The organism is Paenibacillus sp. yr247 (assembly GCF_900103825.1).
Lineage (GTDB): Bacteria > Bacillota > Bacilli > Paenibacillales > NBRC-103111 > Paenibacillus_E.
Map to the genome: position 1 here is coordinate 89,651 of NZ_FNIF01000010.1, position 18,211 is coordinate 107,861.

At 45.0% G+C, this 18,211-nt stretch carries 14 protein-coding genes; 2 read left to right on the plus strand and 12 right to left on the minus strand.

Annotated elements, in window-relative coordinates; genetic code table 11:
* Positions 1 to 126 precede the first annotated feature (126 nt).
* The 7 genes from BLT91_RS17825 to nikC all read right to left on the minus strand — a co-directional run bounded on the left by BLT91_RS17825 (position 127) and on the right by nikC (position 6,816).
* Positions 127 to 1,443, minus strand: coding sequence for an SLC5/6 family protein (locus tag BLT91_RS17825; RefSeq protein ID WP_090823330.1), 1,317 nt, complete (start codon positions 1,441 to 1,443; stop codon positions 127 to 129).
* 1 nt (position 1,444) lies between these two features.
* A complete protein-coding gene (locus BLT91_RS17830; RefSeq protein ID WP_090823332.1) occupies positions 1,445 to 2,143 on the minus strand; it encodes a response regulator transcription factor in 699 nt (232 codons plus the stop codon).
* Positions 2,140 to 2,910: a sensor histidine kinase gene (locus tag BLT91_RS17835; RefSeq protein WP_090823334.1), complete on the minus strand. Its 771-nt coding sequence runs from the start codon at positions 2,908 to 2,910 to the stop codon at positions 2,140 to 2,142. The genes BLT91_RS17830 and BLT91_RS17835 overlap by 4 nt, the downstream gene beginning before the upstream one ends.
* Before the next feature lie 65 nt (positions 2,911 to 2,975).
* Positions 2,976 to 3,959, minus strand: a complete 984-nt coding sequence (locus BLT91_RS17840; protein WP_090823336.1) for an ABC transporter ATP-binding protein — start codon at positions 3,957 to 3,959, stop codon at positions 2,976 to 2,978.
* A complete protein-coding gene (locus BLT91_RS17845; RefSeq protein WP_090823338.1) occupies positions 3,943 to 4,971 on the minus strand; it encodes an ABC transporter ATP-binding protein in 1,029 nt (342 codons plus the stop codon). Before BLT91_RS17845 ends, BLT91_RS17840 begins: the two co-directional genes overlap by 17 nt.
* 14 nt (positions 4,972 to 4,985) lie before the next feature.
* Positions 4,986 to 5,906, minus strand: coding sequence for a nickel ABC transporter permease (nikB, locus tag BLT91_RS17850; protein WP_090823339.1), 921 nt, complete (start codon positions 5,904 to 5,906; stop codon positions 4,986 to 4,988).
* A 10-nt stretch (positions 5,907 to 5,916) separates the two neighbouring features.
* The gene (gene nikC / locus BLT91_RS17855; protein WP_090823341.1) at positions 5,917 to 6,816 is read right to left on the minus strand and encodes a nickel transporter permease; all 900 of its coding nucleotides are present in this window, start codon (positions 6,814 to 6,816) and stop codon (positions 5,917 to 5,919) included.
* Positions 6,817 to 7,008: 192 nt separating this feature from the next.
* On the opposite strand from nikC, the gene BLT91_RS17860 reads away from it, so the two are divergent.
* Together BLT91_RS17860 and BLT91_RS17865 are read left to right on the plus strand one after the other, a co-directional pair.
* The gene (locus BLT91_RS17860) at positions 7,009 to 8,085 is read left to right on the plus strand and encodes a M24 family metallopeptidase (protein WP_090823342.1); all 1,077 of its coding nucleotides are present in this window, start codon (positions 7,009 to 7,011) and stop codon (positions 8,083 to 8,085) included.
* Positions 8,086 to 8,121: 36 nt separating this feature from the next.
* Positions 8,122 to 9,675 (plus strand): glutathione ABC transporter substrate-binding protein, encoded by a 1,554-nt coding sequence (locus tag BLT91_RS17865; RefSeq protein WP_090823448.1) that lies wholly within the window; start codon positions 8,122 to 8,124, stop codon positions 9,673 to 9,675.
* Positions 9,676 to 9,751: 76 nt separating this feature from the next.
* Here BLT91_RS17865 and BLT91_RS33570 read toward each other — a convergent pair whose 3' ends face one another.
* The 5 genes from BLT91_RS33570 to BLT91_RS17905 form a co-directional block, all read right to left on the minus strand.
* Entirely contained in the window at positions 9,752 to 9,934 is a 183-nt protein-coding gene (locus BLT91_RS33570) for a transposase (protein WP_090823344.1), read from the minus strand.
* 638 nt (positions 9,935 to 10,572) lie between these two features.
* Positions 10,573 to 15,789: a glycoside hydrolase family 3 N-terminal domain-containing protein gene (locus BLT91_RS32955; protein WP_254777002.1), complete on the minus strand. Its 5,217-nt coding sequence runs from the start codon at positions 15,787 to 15,789 to the stop codon at positions 10,573 to 10,575.
* 323 nt (positions 15,790 to 16,112) lie between these two features.
* Positions 16,113 to 16,568: a hypothetical protein gene (locus BLT91_RS17895; protein ID WP_217635238.1), complete on the minus strand. Its 456-nt coding sequence runs from the start codon at positions 16,566 to 16,568 to the stop codon at positions 16,113 to 16,115.
* 132 nt (positions 16,569 to 16,700) lie between these two features.
* Positions 16,701 to 16,907, minus strand: coding sequence for a YdcF family protein (locus BLT91_RS17900; RefSeq protein ID WP_175532374.1), 207 nt, complete (start codon positions 16,905 to 16,907; stop codon positions 16,701 to 16,703).
* 169 nt (positions 16,908 to 17,076) lie between these two features.
* Positions 17,077 to 17,847, minus strand: coding sequence for an SGNH/GDSL hydrolase family protein (locus BLT91_RS17905; RefSeq protein ID WP_217635239.1), 771 nt, complete (start codon positions 17,845 to 17,847; stop codon positions 17,077 to 17,079).
* Positions 17,848 to 18,211 lie beyond the last annotated feature (364 nt).

Below are 18,211 nucleotides of genomic sequence, written 5' to 3' on the forward strand. Positions count from 1 at the left end.
TACTAACATTAATATTATTAATTATATGTATGTAATGTTAGTATCAACTGGATTGCTATTTAAACTGGAAAACCTGGACTTCCATTATGTATCGAACCCAGCCTTGTACTTAAATCTAAGAAAAACTCATTTGTATTTTTCTTTCCGATTTTTTAGAAGGGATGTAGAAACTAAAATCGAGAAGTTCAACAATGTCGAAGTCAGAGCGCAAATAAAGAGGCCCTTCATATAACCGAAATTTTGTAGAAGGATAAAACCTAGCGTTGTACAGACCAAAACACTCAACGTAATCAAATTGCTTACCTTTTCTTTACTACAGATGATCACGATCATCGGCAGCAAAACGGACACGAATAAAATCCCAAAGTAAAAAAAGGCATTAAGCAATGAAAGATTCAAATAAATGGAAAGACATAAGGCAATCCCGCTGATGAAAACAGCAATATAATTCCCGGCTTTACTCATCTTCTGTTCAGCATATCCTGATAGCCGGGGTACTAGATTCATTTTCCATAATTTAGTTAGCGTGTCGAATTCGATTACGAACGTAGAACTAATGGCACTAAATGCCCCGATCACAAACAAGCTTAATAAAAAAGTAGAATCGAATCCATGAAGCAAGTCATAATAGATTGTATTTATGTTTTGAAATCCACCTGTAAAAATAACGATCAATACCAAAGAGGAAAAGGATAAAGGCAGCGTTCCCCAAATTACTCCGGATAATACAAATGTGTGAGAGGACTCCCTCTTATCCAGAACTAAAATATACTGCCAGAGTTTACTGTCCATAATCGCTTTCCCGAGGACTATTAAAAAAGACAAAACAAAAAAATATAAAACATCTTTATTATCTGTTACAAGAAGGTAAGGATGATATAATCTGATTCCCTTATAGATATGCTCTGCCCCTTCTCGAAGAAAGAAATAGAGCGGAAGTATGAATGCTACCGTAAAAATGAAAAAAACACGTGCTAATGTAAGTTTTGTAAGTAATTCACTTCTACGAAGGCAGGAAAGCAAAATGCAGAATATATAAGTAAGAAACATTCCAATTGAAGAGGGTATGTCAAAGATTGCATATACCATCATTCCTCCTGCCACAATTTGCATGCATAAAATGCTTACGGTTGTCATGATCAAATAAAAAATCATAACCCAGTATCCTAAATCGGGCAGTTTTAATTGGAAATAATCACTAATGGTCTGTCCATTAGGTAAATCACTCTTTATTTTTTTCGCCAACGGGGCAAGGATTATCATGGCTAATGTCCCCGCTAAAGCATATCCAACTCCCCCAAATATCCCAAAGGTGATAATCGCTTCCAGTCCGAGAAGAATTGCACTCCCTGTTATCCCTCTGTCAATGATTGAAATGGCTCGCAAGCTAAATCCGATCTCAGCTGAATTAAAAACTTTTTGGAACAAGGATCTATCTGACAACTTATTTCCCCACTTCGCGGTAGTCTCTTGGTGTAATTCCCACCATTTTTCGAAAAAGAGTACTGAAATAGTGCTGACTGTTAAAACCGGTAATTTCCGCTACTTGAGATATACTTAAATCAAATTGAGTAATTAGTAGCTTCTTTGCAATTTCTACTCGATAATTTATAAGATACTCCGAGAACGAGTATCCAACTTCCTCACTGAAACGTCTGCTTAAATAAGAGGGGTTTACATGAATCTCACTGGCGATGTCTGTTAAATTTAATTTTTCACTATATTTTTCATTTACAACCTTCAACGTCTCAAGCACTATTTGTGAATAGGCTGGATATCTTTCATGACGACCAAATTTACCGACAATTTCTTTTAATTCGCTCTCGATAATAGGTTTGGTTAAATAATCGACAACACCAAGTTTAATCGACTGCTTGGCATACTGAAAATCCTGAAAGGCTGTGACTATTACAAGATTTACTTTCTCATTTTGTTTCTTCATCTCTTCCCCAACTTCAAGTCCTGATCTTCCGGGAAGATTAATATCTAGAAAAGCCAATTCAAAATTCACTTGTTTGCTCAATGCGATTGCTTGACTGCCGTCAATAGCCATGTATAAATTCCAATGAGGACACAGAGGCTTTATCAAAAATTCTAGTTGTTCCAGCTCCAAAGGCTCATCATCCACCAACAAAACATTCATGATTTCACATCCACATCATCTTGATAAATAAGAGGCCAACTTACAATAACCTGCATTCCATTACCTTGCAAATGCGTCAAACTTAAGGTTGCTTTATCTTTAAAGAGCAAATTTAAACGCCTTGATATATTTTTTAATCCTTGCCCGCTGTGTGTTGTTTGCGTAAAGTCTTTATTCGATTCCCCGGGCCCATTATCTCTTACCTCGAGAATCACCTTCTCGTTTATCGAAATAATCTTAATATCCAATAACGCTTCCCCGATTTTTTTCTCAAGTCCATGCTTAAATGAGTTTTCCACCAAAGTCTGGAGCATATAGGGAAGTACCAGAGCATTCTTCAATTCCTCATCGCAATCTACCGTGGTTTTCAACCTTTGACCAAACCGCAAATTTTGTATTTCTAGATAATGTCTGGTATATTCAACCTCTTTGGAAATTGGGATGAGCTGCTCTTTGATCTGATATTTAAACCGGAAGAATAATGAAAGGTGCTCCAAAGACTTAACTAATTCATCAATTTTTTTTAAACGTGCCAAACTCAATAATAGGTTCAAAGTATTAAATAAAAAATGTGGCTGTATTTGCTGATTCAGCTGCATGTATTCCATTTGATGTAATTCTTTTTCCATTGCCAACTTTGTGTTTTGACTTTTCAGCAGGGCGAATTCCCGTTCAAAAACAAGTAGCCATAATAAAGTAATAGCTCCTATTACAGGAGCTAAAATGAAAATAATAACCAGTATGGTAAACCACTCGTAACTTATCATACTATCCCTTTTCTTTCAATTTTTCTATAGTCTATTTTTATATTCTATCAAAAATTTCTCTGTTATTATACAACGTCACAAGCTACGAAATGGCCAGATTCAACCATCCTTAGCTCCGGATTCCTAGTCTTGCATTTCTCTATCGCGTAAGGACAGCGAGTATGAAATCGGCAGCCAGTTGGAGGATCAATGGGGGAGGGTACGTCTCCTTTCAGAATCACTCGCTCTTTTCTTTGCTTTCGATCTGGTACAGGTATTGCGGAGAGTAATGCTTTTGTATAGGGATGCTTAGGATTTTGAAAGAGATCATTCTTATCTGCAATTTCTACAACCTTGCCTAAGTACATAACGATGACTCGGTCAGAAATGTATCGGACAACTCCTAGATCGTGAGAAATAAATAAATAAGTCAATTTATACTTTCGTTGCAGCTCCTGCAATAAGTTTAACACTTGTGCCTGAACCGATACGTCAAGGGCTGAGACTGCTTCGTCGCAAATAATCAATTTCGGCTCAACGGCTAGGGCCCTTGCGATCCCTATACGCTGGCGCTGTCCGCCACTAAACTCATGCGGAAAACGATCCAAATGTTCTGAACGCAGCCCGACATTTTCCAAAAGTTCAATCGCACGTATGCGTCGTTGTGATTTAGGAACAACATTCAATGTGGCCATTGCCTCTTCCAGAATTTTTCCTACTGTTTGCCTTGGATTGAGAGAGGCATACGGATCTTGAAATATTATTTGAAGATCCTTGCGCATTTTTCTCATGTCTTTGCGATTTAGTCGCAGCAGATCAGCGTTGTTGAATCTTACTTCGCCTGAAGTAGGTTCATTTAAGCGGAGAATCGCACGACCTGTCGTAGATTTTCCACACCCTGACTCTCCAACAATACTAACCGTCTCTCCTTCATGTATCCAGAAACTGATTTCATCGACTGCCTTCACATAATTTATGGTTCTACCTAAAATGCCGCCTTTAATTGGAAAGTATTGTTTCAAATTCTTTACTTCCAACAATGGATTTTTACTATCAGAAGCGTAATCCATCACCCGCCACCTCCACCTTCACTGAATCATCCCACTCTTTTGTATACATCCAACACCTCACCTGGCAGGAATCAGTGATATCCGTCAAGTTCGGTAATGATTCAGTACATATTTTCCTGGCATGTAGACAGCGAGGTTCAAAACTGCAGCCTTTTGGCATGTGAAAGGGACTGGGTACGCTTCCCTTAATTGCCTCCAAAGTTTCTTGAACGCCATCCGGTCGGGGCAAAGACTTCAGGAGTCCTACAGTATAAGGATGCTTGGGATTTTCAAATAGAGAATCAACATCCGTGTACTCAACGACTTTCCCAGCATACATCACAACCACTTTGTCACATGTTTCCGCTACAACTCCCAAATCGTGAGTTATCATGATAACAGCGGTTCCCAACTTCTTTTGAAGCTGTTTTAATAAATCCAGTATTTGGGCTTGGATCGTTACATCTAGAGCTGTAGTTGGTTCGTCAGCAATCAGCAGCTCCGGATTGCAGGCCAATGCGATTGCAATCATTACCCTTTGCCGCATGCCTCCGCTTAGTTCATGCGGTTCTTGTTTGGCTCTTTTTTCAGGTGATGGGATTCCCACCATCTTTAACATTTCTACCGCTTTTTCCCATGCTTCTCTTTTCCCCATTTTTCGGTGAATACGCAGTACTTCCGCAATCTGTTCACCAACTGAGTAAACAGGATTTAAGGAAGTCATCGGTTCCTGAAAGATCATAGAAATCTGGTTACCCCGAATTCTCTGCATTTCTTCTTCTGTCTTTTCTAAAAGATCTTCACCATTAAACCGAATCTTCCCATCTATTATCTTGCCAGGGCTTGATATCAAACGCATAAGGGAGAGTGAGGTGATGCTTTTTCCACATCCGGATTCTCCGACAATCCCTAGTGTTTCACCTCGTTCGATTGTGAAATCCACTCCGTCTACAGCTTTGACTATTCCATCTTCCATATAAAAGTATGTTTGCAAATTACTTACTTCCAGAGCTGTTCCTCGGCTGTTATACATGCTCTTCACACCTCCTAATTCAGATCAATCCGCTTATTGAGATAGCGATATAAGATATCAACTAGCATGTTTACCATCACAAAAATTACGGAAACTACAAGCACCGTTCCCTGTACTACGGGAAAATCCCTCATCCGAATCGCGTCAATAATTAAACGTCCCATTCCGTTAATGGCGAACACAGATTCAGTGATTACAGTTCCGCCAAGCAGCGCTCCGAACTGCAACCCCACTACAGTAATGACCGGAATTAGGGCATTTTTCAAAGCATGCTTATAAATAATGATCCTTTCTTTGACCCCTTTAGCTCTTGCCGTACGGATATAGTCTTGGCGAATCACTTCGAGCATACTTGAACGGGTCATTCGAGCAACAATGGCAGCTCCGCCAGTTCCCAATGTAAGGGCCGGAAGAACTACGTGCATAAAGGTACCCCAACCAGCAACAGGAAAAATATGAATTTTAACGGAAAAATAAAGGATTAACATTAACGCCAACCAGAAACTAGGCATGGATACTCCTAATAAAGCTACGATCATAATGGTAATATCTGAAAGAGAATATTGTTTCGTTGCCGAAATGATGCCTGCGAGTAAACCTAATACAATCGTAACCACAATACTGGCAAAGGCCAGCTCGATTGTAGTTGGCATCCTTATTAAGATTTCATTCAGGACAGGACGGCTTGTCCGAATGGATTCACCTAAGTCCCCTCTAAAAACATCTGCCACATAAGAAAGGTATTGAATGATAATGGGTTGATCTAAGCCTAATTGGTGGCGAAGCTGCGCTACTTGCTCTGCCGAAGCATTTTCCCCCGCCAACAAAACGGCTGGATCTCCCGGAACTAACTGTATGATCAGGAATACAACAAATGTAACTCCCAACAGAACCGGAATCATTTGTAAAATACGTCTTATGATGAACACAAACATAGTTCTCCCCCTATTGTTTCATTCTTGGATCCAGTGCATCACGCAGTCCGTCGCCAAACAGATTAAAGCCAAGTACCAAGGTTGCAATTGCCAGCCCTGGGAATGTTGCAATATGAGGCGCTGTCCAAAGGAAGTCACGTCCATTACTCAGCATTGCTCCCCACTCAGGGGACGGGGGTTGTGCCCCCATACCCAGAAAAGAGAGACCGGCCGCCGTTAAAATGGCTGTAGCCAAACGCAATGTTCCTTGGACGATAACTGGCGAAAGAATATTTGGTAGGATGTGTACGAACAAAATTTGGAAGTCACTTGCCCCTAGTGAACGAATCGCATCGATATATTCCAACTTTTTGACGCTTAATGTTGATCCCCTGACAATGCGAGCAAAAGTAGGTATTGAGAAGATGCCTACCGCAATCATGACATTAAACAAGCTTGGACCTAATGCGCTTACAATTGCCAAAGCCAGCAGCATGCCGGGGAAGGCAAGCAATACATCAATTATTCGCATGATGACTGTTTCAATCCACTTCCCGTAGTAACCTGAAACAAGTCCTAAGGGGATTCCGAAAATTGCACCTATACTGACCGATACAATCCCAACAGTGAGTGATAATTGTGAACCAGATATCAAACGACTTAAGATGTCTCTGCCTTTATCGTCAGTCCCCATCCAATGAGACATGGAAGGCGTCAGTAACTTTTCCTTCAGATTAATCGCCGTTGGATCGTACGGGGTGAGCAAAGGCGCAAATAAAGCAATCAATAGATAAAATAGAATGATTCCCCCACCAACCATAGCCAATTTGTTTTTACGTAATTTTTTATAAAACGATTTCCATCTTTTTAATCTTGGTGAAATGGTTGTAATAGTACCTATCTTTTTAGCCTGAACAACCTCTGAATTCATAGTCAGCCCTCCTTGTAACTTGTACTACTAAATTATCAGAAATAACTAAATAGTAAATATTTTATAAAAAGTTAGTAAAAATATTGAAAATTTTAGTCATTAAATTGAAAATAAAATATTTTGAATTTTTTTATAATTAAAATACACCTATTTAAATAACATCGCTGAGATATTAAATTATGGGGGGTATTTATGCGTAGACAAAGAATTGAAAAGTTAAGAAGCAACATGTTCTCACAAAAGATTGAAGCCTCATTGATCCTTTCTCCTGAAAACAGATATTACTTTTCGAACTTCCGTGGTTCTAGCGGCGCCCTACTCATTACAATGGACAGATGTTACTTGTTCACAGATTTTAGATACTCGAAACAAGCTGAAGTCGACTCACCGCTTTTTGAAACAGTTCAACATGGACAAAGCATGATTGAAATGATTTGCGACTATTTGAAGAATCTTTCTATTTCACAAGTGGGAATAGAGATGGGAACCATGTCTTTGACCCAGTATAACGAAATAAAAAGCTGCCTTCCCTCTTTGATGCTTTCGAACATCGAGCCAATCGTATCGGAAATTCGCATGTTTAAGGATCAAGATGAAATCGAGTTTATCAGGCAGGGAATCTCTTTGTGCGACGAGGCATTCAATCACATTCTCGGATACCTTCGACCTGGTATTTCTGAGAAGGAAATCGGGCTTGAACTTGAATTCTTCATGCGAAAGGCCGGAGCTGAGGGAATTAAAAGCAATCATGTAATCGCTTCCGGGCAACGTTCCTCTTTACCTCACGGACAAGCTACCGAACGAATTGTGGAAAAAGGTGATTTCTTAAAGATGGATATTGGTGCAAGGGTAAATGGATATTATTCCGATTTCACTAGAACCGTTGTACTTGGGGAACCGTCAGACAAACAACGAGAGATTTACAATATTGTAAAAGAGGCTCAATATACCGCATTATCAGTTATTGGTCCTGGAAAAATTTGTTCTGAGGTCGACGAAGCAGCCCGCTCGATCATTCGAAATGCAGGTTACGGAGATTGCTTTGGCCACAGTTTGGGACATTCGATCGGGCTGTCGGTTCACGAAAAACCAGGTATGCGATCAACCGATCATACTATTCTTCAACCAGGTATGGTAATCACTGTCGAACCGGGAATTTATATACCTGGCTTCGGCGGGGTTCGAATTGAAGACTTGGTTGTAATAACAGAAGAAGGATTTGTCAATTTAACACAATCGACAAAAGAATTGCAAATTATTCCTATATAAAATCGATCAATTTGGAGGTTTAGATAAGTGAGAAAAATGAAACTTGTTACTTCACTTCTTGCTGGTTTCCTATTTGCCGGTGTCGCATTAACCGGATGCAGCACTCCCACTTCTTCAGGAAACGAAGGATCAAGTGGTGCTCCTAAAACAGGAGGCACTCTTGTAATCGCAGAATTGTCCGATGCTACTAAGCTTGATCCTCACAAAGGTACTGATATCCCATCTGCTAATGTTTATCACGGCAAAATCTACGAAGGGCTCGTCAAACAGGATAAAAACATGGAGATTCAGCCCTCTTTGGCTACAGAGTGGAAAAAAGTAAACGAAACTACATGGGAATTTAAACTTCGCCAGGGGGTTAAGTTCCATGATGGAACTCCGTTTAATGCAGCAGCTGTGAAAAAAACAATAGACCGCGTTCTTGATAAAAAGACAGCTTCTTCACGAAAAGATCTGTTTGAAATGATCACCGAAGTCAAAATTATTGACGATTATACTATACAACTGATCACTTCCTACCCATTTGCACCACTGCTTGCTAATCTTGCACATTACGCAGGGGGGATTATTAGTCCAAAGGCAATCGATGAGCAAGGCGATAAATTAGGACAGAATCCATCCGGAACGGGACCTTTCAAATTTGAATCCTGGACACCCGGACAAGAAATTAAACTATCTAAAAATAATGAGTATTGGGGAGAAAAAGCTAAGGTTGAAAAAGTTACGTTTCGAGTTATTCCGGAAGACTCCACCCGTATTGCGTTAGTGGAAACAGGTGAAGCCCAGTTGGCCGAACCTGTACCGGTTACCGATGTGGAACGGGTCAGCAAATCTTCTTCTATGACTTTGGTTCGCAGTGATGCGTTAGGTGTTGATTACGTTGGCTTTAATTTAAAGAAAAAGCCATTTGACGATGTTCGAGTCCGTAAAGCGATCAACCTTGCAGTAGACACAGAAGCGATTCTAAGTGGCGTTTATAATAATGTAGGCAGCAAGGCTACATCCCCTATGGGACCGAAAGTATGGGGGTTTAATCCGAACCTTAAAGGTTACCCGTACGATGTCAATAAGGCTAAAGAACTTCTAAAAGAAGCAGGGTATTCAAATGGATTCAAAACCACCATCTGGACTAACGATAATAAAACTCGAGTAAAAGTGGCTGAAGTAATCCAATCCCAGCTCAAAGGAATTGGTATCAATGCGGAAATCAAGGTGCTTGAGTGGGGCGCTTATCTGGAAGCAACTGCAAAAGGTGAACATGATATGTATGTTTTGGGTTGGTCGAATTTGACAGGAGATGCAGACTACAACCAATATTTCCTTTTCCATACCAAAGCGTTTGGAAACGTTGGCAACCGTCACTTTTATAGCAATCCTGAAATAGATAAGCTGATCGATGCTGGTCGGAGAGAATCGGATCCAGCGAAACGTAAAGAAATCTATGCGAAAGCCCAAGAAATTGAAATGGAAGATGCTTCGATGATACTACTCAGAAATAATCAGTATTTAGTAGCCTCTGGCAAAAATGTTAAAGGATTTTGGATGCATCCTTCAGGGATTATGATGATCAATGAGGTGTCCATTCAATAAACTGGGGGCTATTACTCTCCCATTCTTTAACGGAAAAATCATTAATTAAGAGGCTGTCCCAAAAAAGTAGATAAATCTACTTAAGGACAGCCCTCTTTTTCTTTAAACCCGACCTCAGACTTACTTTGTGCAAGCCCCTGAGCAGGAATCGTCGAAATCCTCGGTTGTTCTTCAAATCTCCAAACACACTCTCGGGTTCAATCATAAGTCTTACTAGCTTGCGTGAGAATATCAAATCATACCGAGGGAGTTGAATCATCTATTTTTGAGGATTATGTTACAAGTACCTTTAATGCATCAGCTTCAAAAGCCATTTCCATATGAATATTGATTATTCGTTCTAGCCGAGAAATTCTATCTTGAAATTTGAGTTTATTGGGTAACATTCTAATTGAGGTGTTTGCGAAAAAAACTGGGGTACTTCCCAGACGCTTCTTATTCGACCGTTCTGTAAATAATTCTTGTCTAGTAGAATATTCATTTGACTCAAATCTTGATGTGCCAGCACACGTGGTAAGTGATCGAGGGAACTCAAGTTTTTTTCAATTTCTTATGCTAGTTGCTCATTATCAACCTTTAAGAAACCATATAGATGAAAGATTCCCGACGTTATAAAATTTAGTCTTTTATAACCTAAATCATCACATGTGATTGTTTCAAGTTCTAGATCTATATCACCGAAGATGTTCTGGACACATGCTCCATCACGCAAACCTGCCCTTCAGCAGAATAGCCAAGAAAAAAAGCTGACTGTTCACTCAGTCAGCCTTTTGCAATATTCATCTCGTACCACTGCTCTTGTTTTTCAATAACACCAGTTTTGCTTCATTCATCTATTACAAGATCTTCGCTTCACACCATTCGATAACTAATTCCTTTAACTTTTTTTCTTTGGATTTAACGTTCGGATGTCCGTCCCGGGATATCGGCCGAGTAGAGGATTTCATTGTTGGAATAGATGACCGCGTAGCTGTCCGCCATTCCTTCTTTGACGGCGATCGCACGAACGACGTCGCCTTGTTTCACGTTAATGGGCCTTGCATAGATCTCGCTGTCCTTGGTCGGCAGTGAGCCATCCGTCGTGTAATGAATGACGGCTCCGGCGATAGTCGTCGACAGCTTGATCGCATGCGGCTTGCCCTGATGTCCGCTATCTCCGTCGATGACGGGAGCGGCGACTTTGCCTGTAATCGGAACCGCATTTGTTTTTTCCAACTGGAACCAGTCCAAGTTGGTGCCGTCCCCGAGAATCGTGAGTCGGATCGTCTGTGTGCCGCCGTTCAACTGCACGATATCCGTGACTTGCGTATAGTTCCCCCAGCCGCCGGTGCCCGGCAGTCCTGTCTTCGCTTTCATTTGTCCGCCGGAAGCGAGGGACATGGACACTCCGCTTTGTGCCGTCGCATAGCGGTATTTTACCGCATAATAACCGGTTTCGGGCACGGTAATCAAGTAATCCATGTAGGTTCCCGCTACAGTATATCCGAGGTTGTTGACCTCTCCCCCATACTGGATCACATTCTGACCAGCTTGGGTAAAGCTCTCAGCCTCTACCTTCAGGATACCGTCCATTCCCGCCATTTGCGGTAGCACCGCTTGAACGTCTATCTCCTGCAGGTCGAATGCGCCGACGCTGCCGGCGATCTGGAGCGTCTGGACTCCGGCTTTCAAATCAACCGTCGTGCGAGCCCCGATCCAGGCACTCGATCCGGAAAGGGACGGGATGGTGACGGTGACGGGAGACACGCCTTCCGGGGAAATCCGGAAGCTGCTTCCGTTCGGCGACTTGGCCTTGACCGTGAAAGCATATTTGCCTTCTACCGGAACGTTGATCTTGAAATCCGCCCAGTCGCCCGGACCGAAGCCGACGATGCTGCCTGCTCCCGCGGTTACACCTGTCAGCTGGTAATAATCGTCGGAGGTGATGGTGCCCGGAAGCGACTTAGGATTCGTCTTGTAGACGGTTCCTTGCAAATTCACGCTCGCCGACAGCGTCTCACCGCCGGTCGAATCGGAATAAGAGGAAGGCGGTACGTTAAGCGTGAGCCTCAAGTTTCCGTAATAAGGCGTCCCGTTCCAAGCCAGCTTGACGGCAACCTGATTCGGATTCCCGTACGTCAAGTCGGTCACGGTCGGGTTACCGTACGTCACGCCAGTCACGGTGATGCCCTTGGCGGCCGCTTCCCCCATAATCGTAATCCGGCCCAACTGGTCCGGAACGAAGGTTCCGCCCGCAAGCTTCAACAGGACGGTTTTGCCGTCCACGCCGTAATCCAGCGTTTCCGGTTCCGCCGTCAGCACCGGAGTTTTGTCCGGAACGGACGGATCGACCAATCGATTCCAACGATACGTAGCGACCGATTTCGCCGGCAACTTCGCCGCGATCTGCGTGCCGTCGCTCACCAGCTTGAACGTCTGCTCGACATTCGTCTGATTGATCACGACCGTGACGATCCTTTTCTTGTCCGGACTCAGGAAGGAAATGTTCGTGACCTTGTCTTTTGAGCCGTAATCGCTGTTGATCCGGATATACCCAGGCTCCACAAATTTGGTGAAGTGGCCCAGGAAGTAATATTCCGGCGTCATCCAGTAGTTGTTGCGGTCGGACGAATCCTGGATGAGCAACGTCGGGTCCGGCGTGCCGACCCACTGATGCGTGGCAATGTCGCTGTCGAGCATTGCGACCCATGAATTATAGCTTCTGGCCCAGTTGCGGAAATATTGGGCGATCCGGTCCGTACCTTCCGTTCCCCATACTGCGCGTTCCGTCATATACACGTTCTTGTCGGGGTACAGGTCGTGCAATTGGGACATCATCGCAATGTCTCCGCCATAGTCGTGGAACGCCGTTCCGTCGACCGCGTCCCGGTACTCCGGCACAGCGAGCAGCGGGGCAGGATAGCTCATCGTATCTCCCGGATTATGGTCGAAGATCCACAGCTTCACGTTCAGACCCTCAGCTGCCAGCTTCATCTTCAGCAGCTTGGTCAGTTCGCCTTCCTGCTGCCACGGCATCCTCGTACTGGGATAATCGATTTCCAGCAGCGGTTCGTTCTGCAGCGTCATCGCATCGATGTCGATCCCTTGGGCTTTATAAGCCTGGATGTATTTGACGAAATAATCGGCCAAGACCGGCAAATATTCGTCCTTAACCTGGCCGAGGATCATACTGTCCGTCGTCTTCATCCAACCCGGAGGACTCCAGGGAGAAGCGAAAATCTTCATGTCCGGATTGATGGCCTTCATCTTCTTCAACGCACCGACAATGCCATAATCGATGTCCTTCTGAATCGAAAAATGCTCCAGCGTCGGGTCGGTCTGGCCCGGGGGCATGTCGTCATACGTATAGAACTTCTGTGCCGTAAAATCGGGCGTTCCGATCGTGACGCGCATCATGCTCATACCGATACCTTCCGTCTTGCTGGCCAGCTTCTTCAGCCATTCCTCCTGCTTGGCAGGCGACATCTTGACCAGGTTGTAAACCGTGGATTCTTCCATCGACGTTCCGAATCCCATCACCGACTGATATTGCTTGCGAGGATTAATGTTAATCGTCGTGGCGCCGGGATCGTTTCCTACGGCCGTGATATTCAGATTGGCCTGCTGTTCCAGCCTCTTGTCGCCTTCTTGCCAACGGGGGGCGTAGTACCATTTCTTGCTCTTCGAATCGCGTTCTGCGGTCACCCAGTTTTCCACGGCGCCGGCGGACACGACCGGCTGTAACGAAATGGCTTCGCCTCCGCTAATCGGCAAGGCCGCAGGGGAGAAGCTGACGGAACCGAACCAGTTTACATTTATGCCTCCCGCTTTAAGCACGAGCTTGATTTTTTGCACGCCCTGCGTTAGCGGGACGTTCTTCACCGTCGTCGTCTGCCAGTTCTGCCATCCTCCGGTGTTGTTAACGGTCAATTCTCCGATTTTAGTTCCGGAAGCGTTCAGGATATTGAAACCGGTATTGTCACCTAAACCCGCATGGCGGAAATCGATATCGAACGAGCCGGAGACGGGGACGTTAATCAAATACTCCATCCAGTCGCCCGGATCCGTCCATCCGACGTCTTTCCCGCCGCCGACATCCGTCGTGGTCTCGGTTTGGATGCCTTGCTGGGTAATGAAATTTTCCGCCTCCACTTTCACGTACGGCGGCTTGCCCGGCTTTTCCGGAAGGGCCGGAAGGGCTGGCGTTTCCTTGATTTTGGTCAACCCGTAACCGTAGTCGAACAGGATGTATTTCGGATCCAAATTGCGTTGCCCGGCCTTCGGCACCGTATAAGCTTCGGTGTAGATCGGCCAGCGGACCGGCAGTTTGCCCGTAAAATCGTAGCTGCCGAACAGCACGTCGGCCACGCCTTGGCCTTCCGTGCCCGGAAGCCATGCTTCCACAAGTCCGGCCATATCCGTAAGCTGATCATTGATGATCATCGGCCTCCCGGATACGAGCACGACAACCGCTGGAACTCCGGCATCCCGGACGTTCTTCAGCGTCGCCAGATCCTCCTCGTCCAGCTTCAGCGCGCCCAGATTATCGCCGTTCCCTTCCGCATACGGCGTCTCGCCGATCACAACGATGGCCGCGTCGTGACCCGCGGCTCCGCGGCCGTGCTTGTTGTAGGTCACGGTTTTCGTGCCGCCGACCGCATTCTTGATGCCCTCCAAAATAGTCGTTCCCGGCGTGATGCTGCCAGACTTGCCCTGCCAAGTGATCGACCAGCCGCCCGACTGAAGACCGATATTGTCGGCGCTTTTACCGGCGACCAGAATCTTGTTCATGTTCTTCAATTGAGAAAGGATCGGCTGGCCGTTCACTCTATCGTTCTTCAAGAGAACAAGCGATTCCCGTACCGCCCGGCGGGCCAACGAACGGTTCGCATCCGAGCCGAACGCGGTCGCCAAATTCTCGTCGGTCATCGGATGCTCGAACACGCCCGATTCGAATTTGACGCGGAGGATCCGCGTCACCGCGTCATCGATACGGGACAACGCGATCTTGCCTTCATCCGCCAGCTGTTTCAGGTAAGTAATGCTGATTTTCCAGTCACTCGGTTCCATCAGCATGTCCACGCCCGCGTTGACCGCAACGCGAATTTGATCCTTCAGACCGCTCACGGGGTTGCTATCCCAGTCTTTCGTAATCTGTTGCACCCCGTTGTAATCCGTGATGACAAAACCGGTAAAGCCCAGCTGCCCGGATCCGGTTCCTTTAAGGGCGTCCGTCAGGATCCGTTTGTTGGCATGCATTTTGAGCCCTTGGATGCTGCTGTAGGAGACCATGACGGTTCTGGCGCCGGCGTCGATCGCCGCTTTGTACATCGGAAGATCCAAGTTCAGAACCTCCTGTTCCGTCATCATCGATACATTGCCCTGGTTGGCCCCATTGTCCGTCAGACCTTCCCCGAGAAAATGCTTCGCGGTGGCGACCACCTTATCGCTGCTTTTCAGATCTTCGCGCGTTTGGCCTTGAAGCCCTTGGATGTAAGCGCTGCCCATTTGTGCCGCCAGAGACTGGTTATCGCCGAAACCTTCATAAGAACGGCCCCAACGGACATCCTGTGGGTCCGCGATCGTAGGGGCGAAAGCCCAGTTCGTGCCGGCTGCCTTGACTTCCTTCGCTGACGCTGCCCCGATTTGCCGGACCAGCTCCGGATCCCTCGTCGCGCCTAGCCCGATATTATGAGGGAACAAGGTCGCCCCGATCAGGTTGTTGTTCCCATGAACGGCGTCGACGCCGTACAGAATGGGGATCCCCAAATTCGTGGATAGTGCAGCGGCTTGATAGGAATCCACCAAATCCGCCCACTTTTCCCTTGTGCTGTCTGCCTGTTTACCGTTCGGGAAAGAACCGCCTCCGCTCAGAACGGAGCCGAGCTTGTACGTATGTACGTCTTCCGGCGTAACTGATGCCCTCTCCGCCTGCACCATTTGCCCGACTTTTTCCTCCAGCGTCATCCTGGACAGCAGGTCGGCTATGCGGGTTTCAACCGGGAGGGAAGCGTCATAGTAGGGATGAAGTGCTGATTTAGAAGGTGCGGCAGCGGTCGCCACGGGCACTAAACCCGCCATCGTCGAACAGACAAGCGCAATGGCCATTGTAGCTGAAATTTTACGTTTCAACATGTTCTGGATCCTCCTTGTTACAAATGTATAATGAAATCGTTTTCAGAATAATTTGCAGTTTCGCGTTATTTATCTCCTTTCCATCTTTATCTGGTTTGTACAATAATTGTAAACCAATCCCCCGAATTTGTTAACTCTATTTTTCAGAATCGCTTGTTTTTTTAACGAATACAGCGAAAATTCGTTCCGATCCGCGTTCTTCCCGGGGTAATTTACCATTAATTGGATGACGATAAACCCGATGGATTTAATATCTCGGGTAGGCACAGAATGGTTGAAAAGGATGTTTTATACAAAACAACTTACATAAAAATAATTACCGTCTAAATCATAAAAGTGGAAGATTGACATCCCTCGACTGTAAATCCTCCAATTTCACCAACCTCTACTCCACGATCCTCTAGCCCATCAACCCAGTTCTGGACTGTTAAAAGCAACCCTGATCGAGTCTCGTGAATAAACTTCAAATTATCATGAATAGGACTTGGGTACGGTATTCCGGCTTTGTTCAGCCCATATTGCAACTGGAGCGTCTTCTCGACCGCTCTTCTTCTATCAGGGTGCGTATGAAGCTTATATCGTTCCGGGTGATAATATTTTACAAATATCAGCCCCTGATCCGTTTCCATCTTCCACTTTACGTTGAGCCATCCCTTATCGACTAGCACCGCATCCCTTACATACAGTCCGAACCGCTCTTTAAGATGAGCCGCTATTTCTTCTGCCCAACTCTCTTTTCTTTCATAAGTCATCTGGCAGGAATCAAACCCTTTTGACAATTAATTGTGACGCATTTGCCTAAGTACTATCGTCGCCGTTAGTGTTACGAATTATTGTTTGAACCAATTTGATATATAGCGCGCCTAAAATATTTCCCTACCTTTTCAAGCTCATTCATTACGAAGGTTATTTCACAGAAATTCCCATTCAGTTGTTTCTACATGTGGGGTGGCCCCGCCAGAGGGTAGGATAAACGGAGCGATGTCTTGATGATATAACATTGCCGCTCTTTCCATTAATTGCGGGTGACTTGCACCTGGAATTAAAATAACATCTGAATGACCTAACTCCGATTCGAAAAACATAAAATCGCTAATACAGTCAAAGGGAAAAGACATAGTAATACCTCCCCTAATGGAACCACAAACCCATTATATACCAAGCCGGTTGCTATTTGGCGAACTAAAGATAACTGCCCTTCAACGATCTGAAGCAGTCGCCATAGCGCCTGCTCCAGTTATAATTATTTCGCTAATGTTCAACTACAGTTTTCCGTTAGCGAAACGGTCAATTTAGTTTTATAGCCTCTGAATTAGGCTTGACCAGCTGGCCGGATATTTTCTGAGCGATTGCATCGGCGATCGCCCGGTAGCCTGCTTCATTCGGATGGATTGTATCCTGCATGAAAGGATGCTCCTTCCGAACCTCACGTCCAAATACGAGGCTGGGGATATCGAGAATATCGACACGTGGATCATAGTCTCGGAAGCTATGATACACGTCCCAAAGTTGATCGGAGTAAAGCTGCGCGTTCTCAATATCTAGATGAATATAGCTCCAGCGATTTACTGACAAGAATGGATTCGGTATGCGTAGCAACACCCCACCGTGCGTTTCCTTCAAGAGCCTGTCCACGACGAGCTTCAGATCGGCTTTAATCTGCGTAGGGCTGCTTTCCCGAATGTCGTTGATCCCATAAGAAACGACATACAAGTCTGCCTGGTCTTGAATCACATTGTCGAGAGTATTGCCGTGGGTAGCGATTTGGTTAACAAAATGATGCAGCGTATTGCCGCTGGAGCCGCGGTTGCGGATTCGTGCCCCTTCCAGAACGCCTCCGGGAGCCCCATAGATCTCTGCCAGCTGTTGATATAGTCCCTGCGCCGCTTCTGTCGTACTATCGCCGACGAAGTTGATGAGCTTACCTGATTTGGAGCTCTGATAGAACGTTTGAATCGATTCGTCCGTCTTGCCGAAGGACGAAACAGGAAGCGGCAGCGAGAAGATCAAGGAGAACGCCAAACCGAGCTTCCACCAGTTCATTCTGCAATGCATCATCCTGATCATTCCTTTCTGGGAAAAGTTGAAATGCCATTATATTACTTACGAAAATCTGTTTCCTCACTCACTAATGTTCCCGTCGCAAGTCCCTTCATACACTTCCGGTGTCTTTGTCTCGGGCGTTCATAAGACTTCACCGGCAGTAGACCTAACAGCTCTCACTGCAAAAACTATTGTGCGCTCACAAAAAAAAGAAAAAGACAGCTCCAATAGGAACCGCCTTCTGTACGAAGTCTAACAGCCCGTTAGCTGAGAAGGCTGCCGATCTATTGATTTCGGCAGCTAATCTTACTTAAAATAGGTGATGTCGTCAATATTATGCTTAACATCAAAAAAGCTAAAAGCTGACGTCTGTATGTTA